Below are 19,504 nucleotides of genomic sequence, written 5' to 3' on the forward strand. Positions count from 1 at the left end.
ATCAGCCCCTCGTTGAGCACCTTACCCGGGGCCATCCCCTCATCGATCGCCTTCTGGGTCAGCTCCCTGGTCTTGGGGGCGTTGCCGTTGATCAGTGCCTGCGAGAGTTCCTCCAGTAAAGCCATGTGTCGCTTCCTCCATGGTCTGTTTCTCCGCGGACTGGCCGCCGGTGCGCCACACATATTAGCGCCACCCGGGCCCGATGCCAACCCCGGCCGCCAGGATGGTACGCAGATGAACGCTGATGCTACGCTGATTGGCGCTGATCCTGCTTGTGGTTCTCTCTGATCGGCGTCGATCTGCCCATCATCAGCGCCGATCAGCGTTCTACTTCCCCAGGTGGCGGTAGTCGCCGTACTTGTGGGCCGCCTCGAAGTACGCCCTCACGTTTTCTACCGGCGTCCCTTCCCGAAAGGAGTCGCTCGACCCCAGGATGAACCCACCACCCGGGGCGGCGATCTCGATCGCCTCCCGTACGGCCCGGTCAATGCTCTCCGGAGTGCCCATCTTGATCACGTAGAGCAGGTCCATGTAGCCCTTGAGGCAGGTGAGATCACCGTAGAGGCGCTTGGCCTCGGCCAAGTCGACGTCGCCTACCGGCGGCGGCGTCAGCGTCTCCACCACGTCGGCGCCAGACCGCACGTAGTCGCCCAGGGTCTGCATCATCTTACCGTCGTCGTAGATATGATAGATGCCTTCGTACTCATGCACGAGGGCGGCGTGCTTCCGCACTAGAGGCGCGAACACCTCCCGGAAGATGGCGGGGGACCAACCCGCGCTGAGAGAGGCGTAGTACCAGGTGCCGAAGATGAAGCGCACCCCCTCCTCCAGCACTGCCTTGAGCAGCCTGAGGGAGTAGTCCTCGAAGAAGACGAACATGCGATCGAAGAAGGGCCGGTCGGCGTAGTAGTCCAGCATCAGGTTCGTCAGGCCCCGCAGGTCCCCCAGGAAGTGGTCCAGCGGCGGGCTCATGGTGAGCTCGACGATGCCTCGGTCGCCGATGATCCGTTCGATCTCCCAGTACTGGGCCAGGCTGGGCCGGGTAGGATCGGGCAGAACGTAGTGGAGCTTGTCCAGGTCCTCCGGCTCTTTGATCATGTGCTCGCGCCAGACCAGACTGGGCGAGATGCCGTACTCGAAGCCCGGAGGGGCGTAATAGACCACGTCGGTGAGGGGGCCGGCCGGGGTGTCGAACCGGCGCCGCACCGTCACCGCCCTGGCCTCCTCCGTGATCTCCTGAGTGACTCTGACCTCGGGCGAGGGAAAGCTGCGGTACGTGAGCGAGGGCCCGATGAAGGCCGGGAGGGGCCCGGGCGTAGCGAAGTAGATGTCGTAGTCGAACTCCTGGGAAGCGCGCAGAATGAACTCCCAGGAGCCACCGCCATAGTAGTCCATAAGGAAGGCCCAGATGCGGGGCGAGACGGGCACCCGATCGGGTTCCTCGTGACGGATGGTGGCCAGAAGCCTCTCACGGCTGGTCATCTTGGCAGTCACGGGCAGACTCCTGTGTGCAAGCTGGAATGGAACGCTCATGACGCTGATACTACGCTGATTCCCGCTGATCTCCCTCCAGCTATCTCTTTCTGATCTGCGCTCATCCGGCTCTTGTCTGCGTCATTTGCGTCCTATCTCCCCAAATGCCGGTAGTCGCCGTAGTCGTGAGCCGCCTGGAAGTAGGCTCGCACGTTCTCCAGCTCGGTGTCGCGGATGCTGTCGCTGGTGCCCAGGATGAACCCGCCACCTGGAGCCGCATCCACGATAGCCTGCCGCACCGCCTCCCGAATCTGCTCCGGCGTCCCCATCTTCATGACGTAGATGAGGTCTATGTTGCCGTTCAGGCAGATCCTGTCTCCCACCATCTCCTTGGCCGCCTTGAGTTCCACGTCTCCCACTGGAGGAGGGGTGAGAGTGGAGACGATGTCCACGCCAGCCTCTTTGAGCCAGGGAAGGATGGTCGTCATCTTGCCGTCGTCGTAGAAGTGCAGCAGCCCTCCCCTATCGTGGATGAGATCGGCATGCTCCTTGATCAGGGGCAAGAACCATTCCTGGTAGAGCCGGGGCGACCAGCCGGCGCTCAGGGAGGCGAAGTACCAGGGGGTGAATATCACCGGCACCCCGGCCTCCAGGGCGCAGCGCGTCTCCGCCAGGCAGTTCTGATGGAACAGATCCAGCAGGGCCCGCAGGAAGCCAGGGTTCTCATAGGCAGCCACCATCATGTCCACCAGCTCGTAGGCCCAGCCCGCCCGGTGATCTATGGCCGATTCGATGGTGACCTGCACCAGCCCCCGCTCTCCCACGATCTCCACCATTTCGGCCAGAGGCTCGAAGGCGGACACGGTAGGCTGGGGCAAGAGAAAGGCCAGCTTCGCCAGGTCGGCCTCGTCCTTAACCAGGCGCTCCTCCCAGTGAGGATTGGGGGAGGCCCCGTACCCGATGCCCCCCTTGTACTGGCGGTAGGCGTCGGTGAGGGGCCCGGCGGGGGTCTGGATGCGCCGTCGCACCAGGGTGGACTCGGGATGGCGCTCGATGGTGAGCTCCACCCGCACGTCCTCGAGGTCCTCGTAGGAGGCCTGCAGGCTGCGCACGTAGTTGGGGTAGGGGGAGCCCAGGAAGATGAGAGGATCGAAGTCGAACTCCTGGGCCGCCTTGAGCTCGTACATCCAGCCCGAGTGGCCGTAGTAGTCGTTGAGGAAAGCGCCGATGCGGGGTGAGATGGGAACCCGATCGGGCTCCTCATGGCGAATGGCCGTGAGCAGGCGCCGCTTGCTCGTCATTGTCTTGCTCATATGACTTGCTCCCAAAACTACTTCGCCGATCAGTAGCTTCGTGTGGATGTCCAGCAAAGACTACTTCGGACCAGTCCGTCTCTTGAGGTGGTCCTCTCCGACCTCGCGGTGGAAGCGCTCTAGTTGTACTTGCAGTAGCAGCTTCCCCTCAAGCGACGGGGCTGGTCCGAAACAAAGTATGAACCACTCAGTCTCGGGGTGGCGCTGAACCAACTCCTAGTAGATATCCCCTACGAGCCCGGCGCCGCCTAATGCTCAGGATCGCCTGCTGGCACGAAGCGCAGCCAAAATGCCAGTCAGGTTCAGCCTGTTGTCAGGTCATGGGTCATTGCTTGACTTTCTCTTTCTCCAACTTGAATAGTACTGGCCGGTAGCCATCCGTGCAGCACGTAACAAACACGTTTGGGCCTCCGCGAGCCATGCCCCAAACAGCCTTCTGGATATCTGCCCACGCCCATCCGCAAAACCCAGGTGGCATGTCCCAGGGTCTATCCTCAGACACAGCAAACTCTTGACCTTCACTGAAATGCGAACATGGACCCCAATTCCCTGTGTCGGTGTATTCCTTTATCAAATCCTCGTGAAACAGCTTCTTCAGCACAGTGATCTTCACTCTATTCCGCGAGGGGAACATCGGCTCGTCCACAGTTCTCTCCTTGTCTTAATGAGATCGCCTTGGTGCTGCACTCTGGCCAACACGCCCGAAAGCAGTACAGGGTCTGCCCTCACCGGCCACGCGGGGATACGAGACTCTATTAGGGTTGACTCGCACGGAGTCACCGATATGGAATCGAACCCTCTCCTTGCACACTAGTCCTCGGGCAGTAGTGCTTTGATCATTGTATGCTTACCTCCGTCGATCTGAGTCAAAGCGCAGCCTTCTACCCCTTGAGGGCACCGATGGTGACGCCGCGCAGGAAGTACCGCTGGAAGGCCAAGAAGATGACGATCATGGGCAGCGCCGCCACCACTCCGCCAGCCATGAGCAGGCCGTAATCCTGGTAGTTCTGGAATTGCAGGGTAGCCAACCCGACCTGCAGGACGCGCATGTCTTCGGTGCTGGTCATAATGAGCGGCCAGAGGAACCGGTTCCACTGGCCCATGAAGGTGAAGATGGCCAGGACCGCCATGCCGGGAAGAGCCAGAGGCAGCATTATGCGCCAGAACACCTCGAACTCACTGCAGCCGTCTATGCGGCCGGCGTCCATGAGCTCTCGCGGCAGCGTTTGGATGAACTGCTTCATGAGGAAGATGCCGAAGGGGCTCACCAGGTCGGGCACGATCAAGGCCCAGTAGGTGTTGATCCACCGCAGCTTGGTCATGAGGATGAAGGAGGGCACCAGGAGAACCTGCCCTGGCACCATCATCAGGCTCAGTATGCCCCAGAACAGCACCCGCTGCCCAGGAAAAGTGAGCTTGGCGAAGGTGTATCCCGCCAGGCTGCAGAGGAAGACGGTGCTGGCGGTCACACTGACCGACACAAAGCAGGAGTTGGCGAACCACCTGACCACGATGGCTCGGTCGAGCAGGCGCTGGAAGTTGACGGTGGTGAACGGATTCGGCACCAGTTGCGGTGGCATGCTCATGACTATGGTGGGCGGCTTGAGGGCCGTCACGAACATCCAGTAGAGGGGAAGCAGCGACGCCACGGCCCACACGAAGAGCAGGAAGTAGCCGAGCGCCACGAGGGGACTGGGCCACCACCGAGAGCGGACTGGGGGACGTACTTGTGCGGACACGCCCTGCATCAGTACTCCACCTCTCGCCCTAGGCCGCGGTACTGGGCGTAGGAGACGACGACGAGGATAAGGAACAGGAAGACCGCCTCGGCCGAGGCCCTGCCGAAGTTGAAGCTGTCGAAGGCCCAGCGGTAGATGTTGTAGACGACAGTGGTGGTGGCGTTGCCCGGGCCTCCGTTGGTCATCATGTAGACGTTGGTGAACACCTGGAAACCGTTGATGGTGCCCATTATCACCAGGTAGAGGATGGTGGGAACCACGAGGGGAAGGGTGACGCTGAAGAACTGCCGCTTCTCGCTGGCCCCATCTATGCTGGCAGCTTCGTATAGCTCGGGGGGCACGCTGCCCATCGCTGCCGTGAGGAGCACCACACTGGCACCCTGGCCCCCCGCCAGGCTCATGAGCATCAGGCTCGGCAGGGCCGTCCGCGGGTTGGCCAGCCACAGGACCGGCTGCAACCCGACGCGGGTGAGGATGTAGTTGAGGAGGCCGAAGGCGGGCTCGTACAGCCACAGCCACACCAACGACATCACGGCAGCCGAAGCCACGCTAGGAAGGTAGTAGGCGGCCTTGAAGAAGACCTGCAGCTTGGTGCTCTTGAGCCGGAAGATCATCGCCGACATGCCCAGGCTCAATACCAGCCCCAGGCCCACCACGCCCACAGTGTAAACCAGGGTATTGCGCAGACCGAGGCCGAAGCGGTAGTCGCTGAGCGTGGCCCGGAAGTTGGCCAGCCCCACCCATTCCGAGCCCTGCGGGCGGTAGCGGAGGAAGGCCAGCACGAAGGAGTAGATGATGGGGCCAAGCCAGAATACGGTCAGGACCAGGACGGGGACGGCCAGGAAGACGTACGCCCACCGGTTGCGATACATCTCCGCCAGCAGCCCGTCCGTGCGGCTCGGCCTCTGCCGGGCGTTGCCGAGGGTCAACGGGACGCTGGCAGGGTTCTGCCCTGCCAGCGTCTCCCCGCGGTCATCGCTCATATGACCCGCTGAGCCAGCTGCTCGTCCAGCCACTTCTGGGCCTCAGACGAGGCGAACTGGAGCGCTTCCTCCGGCGTTCGCTGCAGGCTCATCACTTCCTGATACATGGGCACGAAGAACTGGCGAGCGCCGTAGTAGTAAGGCACGCTGGTGTCCGGGCCGGCGTAGGCCAGCGTCGTGGCCATGAACTCCATGAACTCGTCGTCCGGGTACAGGTTGCCCGCGCTCTTGCGCACCGGGAAATACTTGAGCGGCTTGATTGCCTTCTGGTTTTCGGTGTTGGTGAGGAAGCGAGCGAACTCCATCACCAGGCCCAGCTTCCCGGGATCCTTCTGCTTGAACACCCCAATCCCTTCCTCGCCGGAGTACTCCACCGGCTCGTTGGGCGGCTGGGAAGGATGGAACACGGGATAGAGCTCGATGAGGCCCTCCGGGATGGTGCCCTCCCGCATCGCCTTCTCCAGCTGGAACTTGATGCCCGGCTCGGCGGGATAGAGGGCCAGCCGACCTTCGTTCCACATTCTGCCTGCGTCCGAGTTGCTCATGGCCGCAGAACCCGCGGGGATCACCTGATGGCGGTGCTCCAGGTCCTGCATGTACTGCAGGCCCTCGACCGCCTCCGGAACGTAGAGCGTGATGCGGTCCCACTCCGGGCTGAAGATCCGCGCCCCTCGGCCCCAGAGGAAATTGTGCCGATGATAGTCTCCTGGGTTCTGCTGGCAGGGAATGGCATAGCCATACACATCTACAGTGCCATCACCATCGCGGTCGAAGGTCATCTCCTTGAGCGCCTCGAGGAACTGGTTGTAGTCCCACTTGCGGTTGTCCTCCGGTGGAAGGAAACTCTCCGCGCCCCGCTCGGCGAAGAGGGCCCGGTTGGCCATGACACAGGTGGTGTAGGAGACCCAGGGCCAGTACCAGATCTTGCCGGCGATAGTGGCGTGCTCGATGGCCCAGGGCTGGAAGTCCTCCAGGTCGTCGCCCGTCAGGGCATCGTCTATCGGCTCCAGGACCCCTTGCAGGGCGAACTTGAGGATCTCTCCGTTGTCCTCCCACCAGACATCCGGACCCAGGCCGGCGGCAGCTGCTACATTCACCTTCTGTCGCCCGGTGCCCCAGTCCATCAGCTCCAGGTCCACCCGCACTTCGGGATGCATCTCCATGAACTGCTCGGACACGTGCCGCGGCCAGTCCAGAGCGGTGGGTTCCTTGCCGTCGATCTCCGCCTCTTCCCCGGTGATGCCGTCCCACTGGGGATAGACCCACCAGGCGATGGGGATGCTGCCCTTGGCCAGCACTTCCACCGTCACCTGCTTCTCCACTACCACGGTCTCTTTGACGATCTTCTCGACCTCTACCGTCTCCTTCACCACCTTCTCGACCACCTGCGGAGTCCCGGCGCAGGCGGCCAGGGTGGTCGCTCCTGCGGCCACTCCCGTCAGTGTAAGGAATCTCCTTCTGCTCATAGCACGCTTGGCTGCCATTGCTACTCCTCCCTCTAGCTCTCTGGACTCATGCGGCACAGCACCCTGTCGGCAGTTGGCCACGACCTGCTGGGTGAGTTAGGCTAAGTATAGCCGGAGCCCTACCGGCATCGGTGCCAATCCGAGTGACAACCTCTGACACTGTCCCCCCGCCGGGGGTGCCTGAGATGAGGTGAACCATGGGCGAGATCAGTCTGGAAGACGTGCGCGAGGCTCTCGCTCACCTCTATGACCCGGAAGCACTGGGGTTGTGCCAGATCGCCCGCGTCATCGCGCCAGGGTCCGAGCAGGCCCAGGCCACGGAGATCGGGCAGGTAATTCGGCGAGCTCTGCTCGATGCCATGAGCGAACTGAAACCCACCGGGCCCGTGGCCCCTACCGCCTCCCACTACCGGGCCCACGAGTGCATCACCTTGCGTTACGTCTCGCGGCTGTCAGCGGAGGAGATCGCTGACGAGTTGTCCCTGAGCAAACGACAGGTGTACCGCGACCTGCGGTGGGGGGAACAGCGCCTGGCGGAGGTGCTCCAGTCGCTTCTGGCCGACTACGCTGCCAGCCGCCAGGACCCGCTGGGCCAGGAGATCAAGGCTCTGGTGGGCAAGTCTACCTCCATGGATTTGGAGGAGCTCGTCGCCAGCGCCATCGCCGCCGTCTCTCCTCTGGCCCGGTCCAGGGGGGTCCATCTAGCCTACGCCGGGACAGGGCATCCAGTACAGGTCAGCGCCAGCCCCGGAATCCTGCGCGAGGTGCTGATTCAGGTGCTGAGCGCGCTGGCTCAGAGTCTGGAGCACGCGCAAGCGACGGTCCGGCTCAGTGCCGACGACGAGTACGCGTACGTTGCCTTCCCCGTAGCCCGTCCGGAGCGGCTCGCCCGCGCTGACCTCCTGGAGGCAGCCCTGCGGATCGCCGGCGCCCAGGGTCTGGCCCACGACTTCGTCGGCACCGACCTGTGCCAAGTGCTCCGCATCCGCCTTCCCCTTCTGCGGCGCCGAAGGCTCCTGGTGGTGGAGGACAACCCGGCTGTGTTCGCCCTCTATCGGCGGTACCTGGAGAACACCAACTGGCAGCCCGTCTTAGTGCCCAGCCCCCAGGAGGCGGGCAGAGTGGCTGCCGAAGGGGCCTACCACGCGGTCCTGCTGGACATCATGATGCCCGAAGCGGACGGCTGGAGTGTGCTGCAGGAGCTGAAGCTCGACGCCCGGACCCGATCCCTCCCCGTGATCGTCTGTTCCGTCGTGGACGACCCCGAACTGGGGCGGGCGCTGGGGGCGGCGGTATACCTTACCAAGCCGGTCGAGCGGGAGGCGTTGGTCAGGGCTCTGGATCAGGTCGCGGGACCGGGTACGCCCCGCCCAGCGTCTTCAGTGAGAACCGGATGAGACTGAGGACCTCCTCCTGGCTGAGGCCGTTGCGGGACGTCACCGCAAAGCTGTGAGGGACAGCCAGCTGCCCCTCAAGGCCGGGCTGCATGGCGGTGACGGCCACCAGGGCCGGGGCGCGCTGGCCGAAACGGCTCTCCCTCACCGCCCTGGCTACAGAGCGGCCGCTACAGCCCGGCAGGGCCAGATCCAGCAGAATGGCGTCCACCTCGACGGAGGGAAGCATATCCAGGGCCTCTTCTCCGCTGTGACACCAGTGCACCTCGTACCGGGCAGGTTGAGCCTCCAGGATCCGTCGCACCAGCCTGACGAAGGCCCGGTCGTCATCCACTATGAGAACCCGGCACGGCCGCTCGTCCTTGCCGCCCGGGCCGTGGCCGTTGCTTCGGCCGACCTGGTCGAGCACAGCCAGGAGCTGTTCGGCCGTGACCGGCTTGACCAGCCAAGTGTCGAACGGCTCTCCTTCCTGCAACCAAGGCCCGACGGGGAGAGTACACTGCAAGAGTGGAACGGGCTCGGCCAGGATGGGCGCCGGGGTAGCCTCCCCGGCTGTCTCCGGTTCCGGAGGAACGTTGACCACCACCGCCCTGGCCCGCATCTGCCTCACCAACTTGCGGGCCTCGTGCACCGTGGGGACGCACACCACCTCGCAGTCCTCCAGGTGTCTCTCCAGGAACGAGGCCGACTCCCCATCGCCGACCAACACTACCGACCGGGGCACCTCGCCCATCGCCTCGTCCGGCACCCGAGACTCCCCGAGCGATATCACCTGCTTCTCGGCCAGCGGCAGAGTGAAGCTGAAAGTGCTGCCGCGCCCAACTTCGCTCTCCGCCCACATCCGGCCTCCGTGTAGCTGCACGAAGCGCCTGGCGATGGCCAACCCCAGCCCCTTGCCCATGGTCTCCCCCTCGGGGCCCTCGGCGCCGGCTTCCTGGCGGAACTCGTCAAAGATCGCCTCCAACTGCTCCTGGCTGATCCCGCGTCCGGTATCGGTGACGGAGATGGTCACTTCCTCCCAGTCACACTCCGCCCGGACGCAGATTCGGCCGGTGCTGGTGAACCGGCAGGAGTTGGCCAGAAGGTTGAGGAGTACCTGCCTGATGCGGGTGCGGTCCACGTAGAGCGGAGGAAGATCGCCTGGCACCTCGGTCTCCAGGCGCACCGAGCTCTTGCCCAGCAGCAAGCGCGACGCCAGATCCGCGACCTCGGCGATGAGATCGGCGAGGTCGGTCGGCTCCTTGTGGATGGGCATCCTGAGGGCCTGAATGCGGGCTAGGTCGAGCACGTCGTCGACCAGCGAGGAGAGGTACCGGGCGCTGCGCTCTATCTCGACCAGGTCCCGGAGGAGATTGGGCGTCCAGCGCACGTCGCCATAGACCTCGGGGTAGCGTTGGATGACGTCTATGAAGCCCAGGATGATGTTGAGAGGCGTGCGCAGTTCGTGGCTTACGGTGCTGGCGAACTGCTCCTTCAGATGTCGGGCCTCTTGGGCCTCTCGCTGCGCCTGGGCCAGCTCGGCCAGGCTGCGCTTCAGCAGGGCGTTGGACGTCTTGAGCGCTTTGTTGAGCCGGTTGATCTCCTCCTGCCTGGACCTGACCTCGCGCACCAGGGCGGCGCTCTTCTCCGCCTGGGTCCAGGCCTGGCCCAGAAGCCCATCGAGACTGCGCGCCACCACCGCCGCTATCAGGCCGGTCGAGGCCAGCAGCAGGTGATGCAGCCACAGGTCCGGCTGGCTCAGGGCGGGGCTGAGCCGGGTGACGACGCAGAGCAGGGCGGCCAGGCCGGGGGCGGCCCACGGGCCTAGCAGGAAGGCGGCCATGGCGGTGGGCAGAGCCGCGAAGGGCAGGGCGCCCTCGTGCCCCGCGAGAGCGGCTGCGTACACTGCCGCCAGGGGAAGGAGCACGACCAGCCAGCTCGACAGAGGGGTCGGTAGGCGACGACTCCGGGCGGCGAGGAGGGCCATGGCGCCGGCGGCGATGGGGAGGAGCATGAGCCCCGGTTGCCACGGGGAGGTCACCATGGTGCGGTACCAGCCGTACCATGCAACGGCGGCCAGCCCGGCCGCCAACCGCAGCGCCAGCGAGCGGCGCAGTTCCCGCCTGCCTTCCAGGTGAACGTGCTGGCTGTCCGCATGCATGGCCATCCCTCACTCAGGCACTAGTAGGAGAGGTCGCCCGCCGTCCGTGGCAGGAGACGGACCCCGAAGCCGGCCGACCGCGCCGAGCTGGCGCTCTCGGCAGGGTCATCTCCTGACGCGACCGGGCACCTGGGCAGATTATCACTTGACTGGACGCGGCCTGGCTAGAAACCGTCCCCTCGGGATGGCGGGGACCACTGATGGGGCCGTTGACGAGGGGTCAGAAGGCAGAAGGGATGACCGTGGAAGGCGCAGCGGCTTGGTCGCGCCCGCCACACGGGCGGCCCGCTCAGCTGGCGGCGGGAGGTGGGGAGGAGGCGGCGACGCCGGCCAGAAGGGCGGTGCGGTGCAGTCGCTCGTACGGCAGGAGAGGCGCGCCGCGCCGAGCGAGGATCAGTCGGCGCTGTCCACCATCACCGCCACCATGCCCGGGCCCCCTTCGTCCTTGGCGGCGAAGGCCTCGGGAACGTGGTCCAGGTCGAAGCGGTGGGTGATCAGCCGGGAGAGGTCAATGACACCGTCGGCCACGTACTCCACCGCCTTGCGGCAGTAGCGGATGTCCTCTTCCAGGTTGCGCATCCTGGTACCCAGGATGTCCCCGCCCCGAGCGTGCAGCCGGTAGAAGTCGACCTCAGTCTTGCCCAGGCATCCCCAGAGGATCAGCTGGCCGTTCCACTTGAGCAGCTCGATTGCCTCCGGTACGCCGCTGCCGGCCAGATGGGCCACGATCACGATATCCGCGCCATCGGGTAGCACCGACCGCACTAGGTCGCTCAGGGCACCCGCCGACGCATCGAGCGTGTGGGTAGCCCCATAGCGTCGGGCCAGGTCCAGCTTGTGCTCGTGGAGGTCGAGCACCACGAGTCGGTGAGGATTCTGCATGCGGACGACCTGGGTGAGCAAGAGGCCGCACACTCCCTGCCCCACTATGACCACGTCCGATCCCGAAGTGACCCCGATGCGCTCGCCGGTGCGTACGATCTTGGGCAGTACCTCGATGAACGGCCCGTACTCCTCGGGGAAATCGCCGGGCAGCTTGACCAGCTGCAGGGTGGGCATGGCGCGAGGACTGGGCGGAGACACCATCGGCCCGGCGATGTACTCCGAGAAGCATCCCCATATGCCCCTGGCCACCACTCTGTCGCCCGGCTTCAGCCCCTGCACCTCCGAGCCCACCGCTTCCACCACACCCGACGCCTCGTGCCCCGCTCGCACGGGAGTGGTGAGAAACTCGGGATCGCGGTGCCCTCGGTAGATCTCCAGGTCCGATCCGCAGAGGCCGATGTGGCGCATGCGCACCAGCGCCTCGTGGGGGCCGGGGTTCGGTTTGGGCATCTCCACCAGTTCTAGTCGGTAGGGTTCTGTCAAGATCCATGACTTCACAGGACGTCCCTCCTCGGGCGCGGCCTACGCAGGCGTCAGGGCGATGATGGCATCCAGGGCGGAGGAGGCGTCGTACACGGTCCGGGCTCCGCAGAATTGATAGGAGGGGATCTCCACCGTCAGGAAGCCCCGGTACTTCACCTCCACCAGAGCCTGCATCACCGCGGGCCAGTCAACGTCGCCCTGTAGAGGCTGGAGGAATCCGTTGATGTTGCCCACGCTCAAGCGGAAGTCCTTCATGTGCACCCGCAGGATGCGATGATTCAGGATCCTGATCCAGTGCTGGGGAAACCCAAAGAGCAGCGTGTTGGCCACATCGAAGTACGCTCCCACCCAGTCGCTGGCGACCTCGTCTATGAAAGAGCGCATCTCCAGGGGGCTTAGCAGAAACTTGTTCCAGACGTTCTCGACGGCGAGCCTGACCCCTCGTTCTGCTGCATACCGGGCCAGCTTGCCCATAGTGTCCACGCAGAAGCTATAGGCGTCGTCGTACGGAACGTCGGCTACCACCACGCCGGGAGCCGTGAGCAAGGTGTCGGCCTCCAGCCTGGCCGTCATCTCGATGAGCCGCTGCGCCATCTTGAAGGCAGCCTGTCTCCGCTCCGGGTCCGGGTGGGTGAGAGGTGCCTCCAGAAGGGCACGCCCGCCATTGACGCCGCAGATGGGTACGTATCGTCCGCCGAGAGCACGCAGGCGGATCAACTCCTCATCGGAAGCGTCCAGCGGCAGCGCGCCCGTGGCGGAGAATACCAGCTCGATCCCGTCGAACCCGGCCTCCCGCGCGAGCGCGAATCGCTCCTCGGGTGTCATCTCGGGTGGGAAGGCGCGATAGTCTATCCCCTTCTTGAAGCGGGCCTCCCATGCTCCGGTGGTAGGATCAAGGGGCATGTGGCTCCTCCGTTATCTCCCGCTGATACCGGTCAGGGTGATGCCCTGGATGAAGTACCGCTGGCCGATCACATAGACCAGCAGTATGGGCATCAACACCACCACCGAAGCGGCCATGAGCAAGGTATAGTAGCTCTCCCCCCCTGCCTCGCCCTGGAAATAGCGCAGTCCCACGGAGAGGGTCATCCTCTCCAGCCTGTTGGTCACGATGAGGGGCCAGAGGAAGCTGTTCCACTGCCCCATGAAAGTGAAGATGAACAGGGTAGCCAGGGCCGGCTTGGCCAGGGGCATGACGATCTGGGCGTAGATTCTGAAGGCAGAGGCCCCGTCGATCTTGGCGGAGTCCTCCAGTTCGTAGGGTATGGTGAGGAAGAACTGGCGCAGGAGGAAAGTGCCGAAGGCGCTAAATGCTGACGGGATTATGAGAGCATTGTAGGTGTCGATCCACTTGAACGTCCGCATGAGGATGAAGTTGGGGATCATCGTCACCTGCCCAGGGATCATCATCGTCCCCAGGTAGAGGAGGAAGATGACGTCGCGTCCCGGGAACCGCAGCCGGGCAAAGGCATAGGCAGCCAACGAGGATGTGAAGACCACTAGAAGTGTGGTAGCCACGGTGGTGTAGGCCGTGTTGATGGCAAACCTATCGAACGGCAGATGCTGAAACGCTTCGACGTAGTTGTCCAGTACCCAGGGATCCGGGATCCATTGCGGCGGCCAGCGGTAGGCCTTGCCCGGCTCCTTGAACGAGGTGCTGATCATCCAGAGCAGGGGTAAGAGCTCGGTGACCGAACCGGCCGCCAAGAGGACGTACGCCACTGTGCGGTAGACTACCCTCCTAATCTGCCTGCGGCGCCTGAAGCCCACGCCGAGGCCGTCGCTGGTGACGGCAATTGCCGCTCTGGCGTCAGCCACAGAGGATGCCTCTCTTACTCATACTCGACCCACTCTCGCTGAAGGCGCATCTGCACAGCGGTGGCCACGAACAGGATGGCGAACATCACCCAGGCCATGGCAGCGCCGTAGCCCATTTTGAAGTACTGGAAAGCATTGTTGTAGATGTATAGCACCAGGGTCCGCGTGGCGTCAGCCGGTCCGCCGTTGGTCATGATGAGAGAAGCCTCAAATACCTGGAAGGAGCCAATGACAGACATCACGATGACGAAGAACATGGTGGGGGTCAGCATGGGGATGGTCACGTAGCGGAAGCGGGCTCCTATACCGGCACCATCGATCTCGGCTGCCTCGTATAGATGCTGGGGGATGCCCTGGAGGCCAGCCAGAAAAATGACCATGTTGTAGCCCACGTTCTTCCAGACGCTCATTATGATGATGGCCGGCATGGCCCACCTGGGGTCCGTGAGCCAGTTCGGGCCGCGAATGCTGAAGAGACTCAGGAAGCCGTTGAGCAACCCAAAGTACGGGTGATACAGCCAGATCCAGAGCATGGCGATGGCCACCCCGGAGGATACTACAGGCACGAAGAAAGCCGTGCGGAAGAACACTATGCCTCGCAGCTTCTGGTTCATGGCCAGCGCCAGACCCAAGGAACACATGAAGCCCAGAGGCACGCTACCAAGCGTGTAGTAGACGGTGTTCCACAACACCTTGGGGAACAAAGTGTCCTGGGTGAACAGTCTGGAATAGTTGTCAAGCCCTGCGAACTTGGGAGGAGACAGCAAGTCCCATTCCAGGAACCCGAGGGCGAAGGACATGGCTACAGGGAAGGCAGTGAACGCCAAGAAACCGATTATGTTAGGGGCCAGGAACAGGTAGCCCGTGAGGGCCTCTCTGGCCCTCAGAGAGAATCGTCTGCCGCCCGCTGATGCGGCCTGCTGACCGGCAATGCTACCGCTCACCACCAGGACTCACCTCGGGGTCTTTGTGCCACCCGTGCCGAGCGGCCGGCAAGGGGATGGGGACACCGCACACCTAGAGCGTCAACTCGATGAGACTGCGCACGGCCTGAAGCTCCCTGCGCGCCAGGTTCTGCCCCTCCATGGTCAGGTGTGCTCCGTGAGCCAGCTCCACGCAGACGTGGCCATTGTAGCGGATGCGGTGCAGGCCCCGGAACACGGACAGGTAGTCCATCTCTCCCTGCCCCAGTGGCATGATGCGGAAAGGTGGCTTCTCCGATGGCAGGAGGATGACGTCCTTCACGTGGACGTGAAATATGTGATCGGCCAGGGCCTCCACCGATTGCGCCCGGTACTCGTTGCCCACTATGTACATGTTCGCTGGTTCGTATATGAAGCCGAGGTGTCTGCCGCCTACCTCCCGAGCAACCCTGAGGCTGGGCTCGACGGCATCCACGAGATCCCAGTTGTGTATCTCAATCACCGCGTCTACATCCAGAGAAGCAGCCAGTTCCTCGGTCTTCTTCAGCCAGGCCAGAGGACGCTCCCAGTCCGATTCGGTGGCTTGGGCGGAGGGCGGCCCGCCCACGAGCAGCCTGACCAGGCGGCAATCCAACTCGTGGGCCAGCTCGGCGAACCTCTTGAACTCTTCCAGATCAGCCGCACATTCGGAATCGTCCTTCTGATTGTAGCGACCCATGAAAGAGGCAAGGCAAGATACCTCCATGCCATACCCATGGATGATCCGGCGCCAGTAGCGGGCTTTCTCGGGCGTGGTACTGGAGGGCAGATGCCTCTCGCTGGTGCGCAGCTCTATGCCGTGATACCCGGCCTCGCCAGCGGCCTTGACGGATTCCTCGATCGTCGCTTGCTCAAAGAGGATGCCGGAAAGCGATATCTTCATCTCGGCAGTTCTCCTCCTGGCTGCTCAGAGCGCTACGCTACGATGCTCTCGGGCTGAGACGCGGGCTGCGTCCATCACTTCCATAACCTTGCGCACGTCCTTGCCTGATGCCTCGGGCTCTCGGTCCTCTAGAATAGCGCGTGCGAACTCCCGGTCCTGAAGCTCATACGGGTCCGCCCTGCTTGTGGGCGCCTCTTCGGTGGCACCGGTGCCTGTGTGAAGCACTAGCTTATGGTGGCCATACAGCTCAATGGTTGCTTCACTACCTATGATGACATTGTCGAAGGCGCGCAGGCGAGTGGTCCAGGATTGGTGCAGAGTGGCGAAGGCCCCGTTGGCCAGGCTCAGGGTGACGGCGAAGTCGTCCTCACCCTCCCAGGCAGGGTTAGTGTGGCGGAACTCAGCATAGACTCGTTCTGCCCGCGTGTTCAGTATCCACAGGGTGGTGTCGACCGAGTGGCTGCCGTTGAGCATCCAGAGCAGGCCTCCGGTACGCTCGCCGGAGGCCCACCAGGGAGTGCGAGGGGCATCTATGTAGTCCAGCCGCCTCTCGATGACCTGCACCGGTTCGCCGATGGCCCCCTGCTGCACCAGTTCTCGAGCCCTCCGCTGAGCCCACATGAACCGCATCACGTGAGCCACCATAAGCTTGCGACCGGCCCTCTCTGCCGTAGCGATCATCTCGTCGGCCTCTGGGGTGTTGAGCGCCATCGGTTTCTCCACCAGGACGTGCTTTCCGGCCTGGAGGAACTGGAGGCTCACGCCTCGGTGCTGGTCGTGGGGCAATAGTAGGATGGCGGCCTCTATCTCCGGATCCTTCAGCGCTTCCTCTGTGGAGCCATACCACCGCCTGAATGCGTACTGCCTGGCGGCCTCCCGGGCGCGCTCGGGTATAGCATCCACTGTGGCCACGAGCTCGAACTCGCGGGTGCGTGTGAGCCCCGGCAGGTGGGCGGCGGCTATGCGTCCGCAGCCGACCACTGCCAGCCCTACTTTGCCGGCCTGGTTCCGCGTCTCCAAAGTCGCACCTCGGCGTAGATTGAGAGCGCCTGTCTTGTCACAGGCGCCAGCGCACTGTCGTCTTATCAGTGGTGCAACAGGCACCGCGTTGGTGGGTACGTAGGAGAAGGAAGATGCCTTGTCGCTTCGAAAGATACCCCTCTTGGTATCCAGGCTGCGCTGATGGGGGCAAGAGGACGTTGGCTCCACTGTGGCCAACCAACGTCCTTCCTCATCGCAGAGCGCTAGCCTGCCAGCAGCCTGTTGACGTTCTCGGTCGCCACCTTGCAGGCTTGGTCGGGGCTCTGTTCGCCTATCCAGGCCCGCTCGAGTTCCTTCCCGATGGTGGTGATCATCTCGTCCCACTTGGTGGTGATGTCGGGGTAGCGGGTGTACGCCAGCGAGTCCACGTAGACTTGCAGGCTGGCCGGAGGGAGCTCAGCAGCAAGCTCCACAAACTTCTGAGCTGCTGCCCTGGTGCTGGGCATGGAGCGTGGATGATAGGCTTGTAGCATCTGCCCTTCATCGCCGCAGAGATAGCTCATCAGCATCCAGGCGGCCTCCGGGCTGGGAGCAGCCTTGGATATGGCGAAGCACTCGGAGATAAGGACACCATCGCGGACGGCCTTGGTGGGCAGATGGGCGATGTCCCACTCGAACTCTGTCGCCTGCTTGCGAAGGCCGGGAAGCTGGGAGCCGGCAAACCATCGGAGACCGATGTTGCCCACGTTGAAGCCGATGTCCGCTGTGGCCTGCCCGACGTTGGGACATACTTGGTGCTTAGTCGCGAGTTCGGCGTGCCAGGTCAGCGCCTCTGTAGATTCCGCGCTGTCCAGCAGGCAGGCCGTCTTCTCATCGTTGAGGACTTTGCCGCCGTTCTGCCAAGGGAAGTTGTGAATGTCCACCCAGTAGGTGGGCGAGAACTGGCAGCCGAACTGGGTCGGCCGCCCCGAGGCATCCTGCTTGGTCAGGGCCAAGGCTGCTTCCAGCATAGTGTCCCAGGTCCACCAGTCAGCGTCGCTCAGGTCGCTGGGCGGATACTGAAGGCCAGCCTCGTCGAACAGGGTCTTGTTGTAGATGATGACCAGGGGGGTGAGGACATAGGGAAGGCCGTATTGTTTGGCCTCCCACTTGAACGCCTCCAGCGTTTGCTCCCAATAGATGCTCATGTCCCAGTTGCTGGCCTCTATGAAAGGGTCGATCTCAAGCACAAGCGACTTCTCTGCCAGGGCTGGGAACCAGTATGCGCTCAGATACATCAGGTTCGGTTCCGTGCCGCCGGCAATCATGGTCTGCAGCTTCTGCCAGTACTCCCCTACGGGCACCGGTATGATCTCTGGCTTGACCAGCGGCTCCTTCTGGGCGAAGGCATCTAGGAGCATCTGGAACTCCGCCATCTGCTCCGGATAGGCCCAGAAGCTCGCGGTCACGGTGGTCGGCGCCGTGACGGCGGCCGTGGGGGTGACCACTGTCTCCACCACCACCGTCTCCTTGACCACCTTCTCCACCACTTGCGGCGTGGCGGCGGCACAGCCGGCCAGGGCCGCAGCCCCCACCGCTAATCCTGAACTTCGCAGCAACTGCCGTCTCGTCAATCGCTTCCTGTCCTCCACGACGGTCACCTCCTTGAGAAATGCGTCAGCCAAAGTGCCGATAGAGAGTGGGTGAGGCAGGAGTGATAGCCACCGCCACCAGCTCGGTAGCTCCTGCTTGCCGAAAGACGGATGACCCCTAGTAGGTCCGCTGAATCGCCGGTTCTCCCAGCATAGGAGGCCCGCGCCCGCAGTCTCAAGCATCTTTCGCCATCATCTGGCCAACTTATGGCCATGATGCGACAATACCACCCATGGGGACTGAGACCGTGTCACCCAGATCACAACCTACCGCCGACTTCACCCGCCAGGTCCGCGATGCCCTGGCCCACCTCTACGACCCCGCCCACCTGCTCCGCCACCCGCTCACCGCCCAGCTCCTCCCCGGCGCCGACCACTACGGCGACCCAAGCCGCTCTCTCCGGGACCTCATCGTGGACGCCGTCGAGGCCCTCGAACCGCCGCGCGACAGCCCCACGTTCGAGCGCGACCGCCGCCCTCACCTGGTCCTCCTCCACCGCTACGTGGACGGCTTCTCCACCGAGGACATCGTGGCCCGCCTGCACATCAGCCCCCGCCAGTTCCAGCGGGAGCACCGCAAGGGCCTCCAGGCTCTGTCTGCCTACCTCTGGTCCCGTCGCCCCCAAAGCGCCTCGGACGACGGGCAACCCGAGCCGGGCCTGCAGGCGGAGATGCGCACCCTCGGGGTGGAGCTGACCGATACCCCCCTGTCCGACGTGCTCCAGGAAGTGCGCGGGCCCGCCGAGGCTCTCGCCCGCCGTCTCGGGATCGGCTTCCACCTGGACCTGCCCGGCCGCCCGGTGAGCTGCCTGTGCGATCGCGTCCTGGCCAAGCAGACGGTGATCTCGTGCCTGAGTGCCCTCGCTGCCCGGCACCCCCATGCGGTCCAGCTGGCCGCCAGCTCCCGCACCCGAGCCCCCTCCCTGCGGCTCTCGGCCATCCCGCCCCTGCCGGACGGCGACGCCCAGGACCTCGAGGCCGCCCTGGGCACCTGCCGCTCCCTGATGCTGGTCCAGGGCGGTCAGGTAAAGGTGATGCGAGACGACCAGGGCCGCTGCGCCGGGGTGAGCCTCACCTTCCGCGCTACCGTCGGGCCACTTGTGCTGGTAGTGGACGACAATCCCCGCATGCTCCAGCTCTACGAGCGGTACCTGGCCAGCGGTCGGTACACCATCACGGCCGCCGGATCCGCCGCCGAGGCCGAGAAGGCCCTGGCCAGCAGCCATCCCGACGCCATAGTCCTAGATGTCATGATGCGGGACGTGGACGGGTGGGCCCTCCTCCAGCAGCTACGCTCTCGGCCCGACCTGGACGGAGTGCCCATCGTGGTGTGCTCCGTCCTGGAGGAGCCAG

The 19,504-nt window shown here is 63.8% G+C and carries 17 protein-coding genes; 2 read left to right on the forward strand and 15 right to left on the reverse strand.

The window, feature by feature from the left end:
• The 7 genes from HPY83_17895 to HPY83_17925 form a co-directional block, all read right to left on the reverse strand.
• Positions 1 to 125: cobalamin-binding protein (locus HPY83_17895; GenBank protein NPV09818.1), on the reverse strand; the 125-nt coding region annotated here is incomplete at its 3' end.
• Positions 126 to 327: 202 nt separating this feature from the next.
• Positions 328 to 1,494, reverse strand: a complete 1,167-nt coding sequence (locus tag HPY83_17900) for a hypothetical protein (protein ID NPV09819.1) — start codon at positions 1,492 to 1,494, stop codon at positions 328 to 330.
• Between the two features lie 131 nt (positions 1,495 to 1,625).
• A complete protein-coding gene (locus HPY83_17905; GenBank protein ID NPV09820.1) occupies positions 1,626 to 2,786 on the reverse strand; it encodes a hypothetical protein in 1,161 nt (386 codons plus the stop codon).
• 325 nt (positions 2,787 to 3,111) lie between these two features.
• Positions 3,112 to 3,432, reverse strand: a complete 321-nt coding sequence (locus HPY83_17910) for a TIGR04076 family protein (protein NPV09821.1) — start codon at positions 3,430 to 3,432, stop codon at positions 3,112 to 3,114.
• Positions 3,433 to 3,667: 235 nt separating this feature from the next.
• Positions 3,668 to 4,534 carry a carbohydrate ABC transporter permease gene (locus HPY83_17915; protein ID NPV09822.1) on the reverse strand — a complete coding sequence of 289 codons (867 nt, stop codon included), beginning with the start codon at positions 4,532 to 4,534 and terminating at the stop codon, positions 3,668 to 3,670.
• Positions 4,534 to 5,508: a sugar ABC transporter permease gene (locus HPY83_17920; GenBank protein ID NPV09823.1), complete on the reverse strand. Its 975-nt coding sequence runs from the start codon at positions 5,506 to 5,508 to the stop codon at positions 4,534 to 4,536. Before HPY83_17920 ends, HPY83_17915 begins: the two co-directional genes overlap by 1 nt.
• Positions 5,505 to 6,992, reverse strand: coding sequence for an extracellular solute-binding protein (locus tag HPY83_17925; protein ID NPV09824.1), 1,488 nt, complete (start codon positions 6,990 to 6,992; stop codon positions 5,505 to 5,507). The genes HPY83_17920 and HPY83_17925 overlap by 4 nt, the downstream gene beginning before the upstream one ends.
• 179 nt (positions 6,993 to 7,171) lie before the next feature.
• Here HPY83_17925 and HPY83_17930 point away from each other — a divergent pair, with 179 nt between their 5' ends.
• Positions 7,172 to 8,371, forward strand: coding sequence for a response regulator (locus tag HPY83_17930; GenBank protein ID NPV09825.1), 1,200 nt, complete (start codon positions 7,172 to 7,174; stop codon positions 8,369 to 8,371).
• Here HPY83_17930 and HPY83_17935 read toward each other — a convergent pair.
• From HPY83_17935 to HPY83_17970, 8 genes are all read right to left on the reverse strand, one after another.
• Positions 8,304 to 10,508: a hybrid sensor histidine kinase/response regulator gene (locus HPY83_17935; protein NPV09826.1), complete on the reverse strand. Its 2,205-nt coding sequence runs from the start codon at positions 10,506 to 10,508 to the stop codon at positions 8,304 to 8,306. The genes HPY83_17930 and HPY83_17935 overlap by 68 nt on opposite strands.
• A gap of 393 nt (positions 10,509 to 10,901) precedes the next feature.
• Positions 10,902 to 11,891 carry an alcohol dehydrogenase catalytic domain-containing protein gene (locus HPY83_17940; protein ID NPV09827.1) on the reverse strand — a complete coding sequence of 330 codons (990 nt, stop codon included), beginning with the start codon at positions 11,889 to 11,891 and terminating at the stop codon, positions 10,902 to 10,904.
• Positions 11,892 to 11,915: 24 nt separating this feature from the next.
• Positions 11,916 to 12,779 carry a sugar phosphate isomerase/epimerase gene (locus HPY83_17945; GenBank protein ID NPV09828.1) on the reverse strand — a complete coding sequence of 288 codons (864 nt, stop codon included), beginning with the start codon at positions 12,777 to 12,779 and terminating at the stop codon, positions 11,916 to 11,918.
• Between the two features lie 12 nt (positions 12,780 to 12,791).
• On the reverse strand, positions 12,792 to 13,541 hold the full coding sequence (locus tag HPY83_17950; protein NPV09829.1) for a carbohydrate ABC transporter permease: 750 nt from the start codon (positions 13,539 to 13,541) through the stop codon (positions 12,792 to 12,794).
• Between the two features lie 167 nt (positions 13,542 to 13,708).
• On the reverse strand, positions 13,709 to 14,494 hold the full coding sequence (locus tag HPY83_17955; protein NPV09830.1) for a sugar ABC transporter permease: 786 nt from the start codon (positions 14,492 to 14,494) through the stop codon (positions 13,709 to 13,711).
• A 217-nt stretch (positions 14,495 to 14,711) separates the two neighbouring features.
• The gene (locus HPY83_17960) at positions 14,712 to 15,539 is read right to left on the reverse strand and encodes a sugar phosphate isomerase/epimerase (GenBank protein ID NPV09831.1); all 828 of its coding nucleotides are present in this window, start codon (positions 15,537 to 15,539) and stop codon (positions 14,712 to 14,714) included.
• 24 nt (positions 15,540 to 15,563) lie between these two features.
• Complete coding sequence (locus tag HPY83_17965; protein ID NPV09832.1) at positions 15,564 to 16,559, reverse strand: Gfo/Idh/MocA family oxidoreductase; 996 nt, start codon at positions 16,557 to 16,559, stop codon at positions 15,564 to 15,566.
• Positions 16,560 to 16,783: 224 nt separating this feature from the next.
• A complete protein-coding gene (locus tag HPY83_17970; protein ID NPV09833.1) occupies positions 16,784 to 18,151 on the reverse strand; it encodes a sugar ABC transporter substrate-binding protein in 1,368 nt (455 codons plus the stop codon).
• 248 nt (positions 18,152 to 18,399) lie between these two features.
• On the opposite strand from HPY83_17970, the gene HPY83_17975 reads away from it, so the two are divergent.
• On the forward strand, positions 18,400 to 19,504 hold a 1,105-nt coding region (locus tag HPY83_17975), incomplete at its 3' end, for a response regulator (GenBank protein NPV09834.1).

The sequence above is a fragment of the Anaerolineae bacterium genome (genome assembly GCA_013178015.1).
Lineage (GTDB): Bacteria > Chloroflexota > Anaerolineae > DRVO01 > DRVO01 > Ch71.

Bases quoted from the DNA above. Each gene is read 5' to 3' on its own strand.
- HPY83_17905 (NPV09820.1), bottom strand. From the start codon at position 2,786: ATGAGCAAGACAATGACGAGCAAGCGGCGCCTGCTCACGGCCATTCGC.
- HPY83_17915 (NPV09822.1), bottom strand. From the start codon at position 4,534: ATGCAGGGCGTGTCCGCACAAGTACGTCCCCCAGTCCGCTCTCGGTGG.
- HPY83_17920 (NPV09823.1), bottom strand. From the start codon at position 5,508: ATGAGCGATGACCGCGGGGAGACGCTGGCAGGGCAGAACCCTGCCAGC.
- HPY83_17925 (NPV09824.1), bottom strand. From the start codon at position 6,992: ATGGCAGCCAAGCGTGCTATGAGCAGAAGGAGATTCCTTACACTGACG.
- HPY83_17930 (NPV09825.1), top strand. From the start codon at position 7,172: ATGGGCGAGATCAGTCTGGAAGACGTGCGCGAGGCTCTCGCTCACCTC.
- HPY83_17935 (NPV09826.1), bottom strand. From the start codon at position 10,508: ATGCATGCGGACAGCCAGCACGTTCACCTGGAAGGCAGGCGGGAACTG.
- HPY83_17945 (NPV09828.1), bottom strand. From the start codon at position 12,779: ATGCCCCTTGATCCTACCACCGGAGCATGGGAGGCCCGCTTCAAGAAG.
- HPY83_17950 (NPV09829.1), bottom strand. From the start codon at position 13,541: ATGATCAGCACCTCGTTCAAGGAGCCGGGCAAGGCCTACCGCTGGCCG.
- HPY83_17955 (NPV09830.1), bottom strand. From the start codon at position 14,494: ATGTCCTTCGCCCTCGGGTTCCTGGAATGGGACTTGCTGTCTCCTCCC.
- HPY83_17960 (NPV09831.1), bottom strand. From the start codon at position 15,539: ATGAAGATATCGCTTTCCGGCATCCTCTTTGAGCAAGCGACGATCGAG.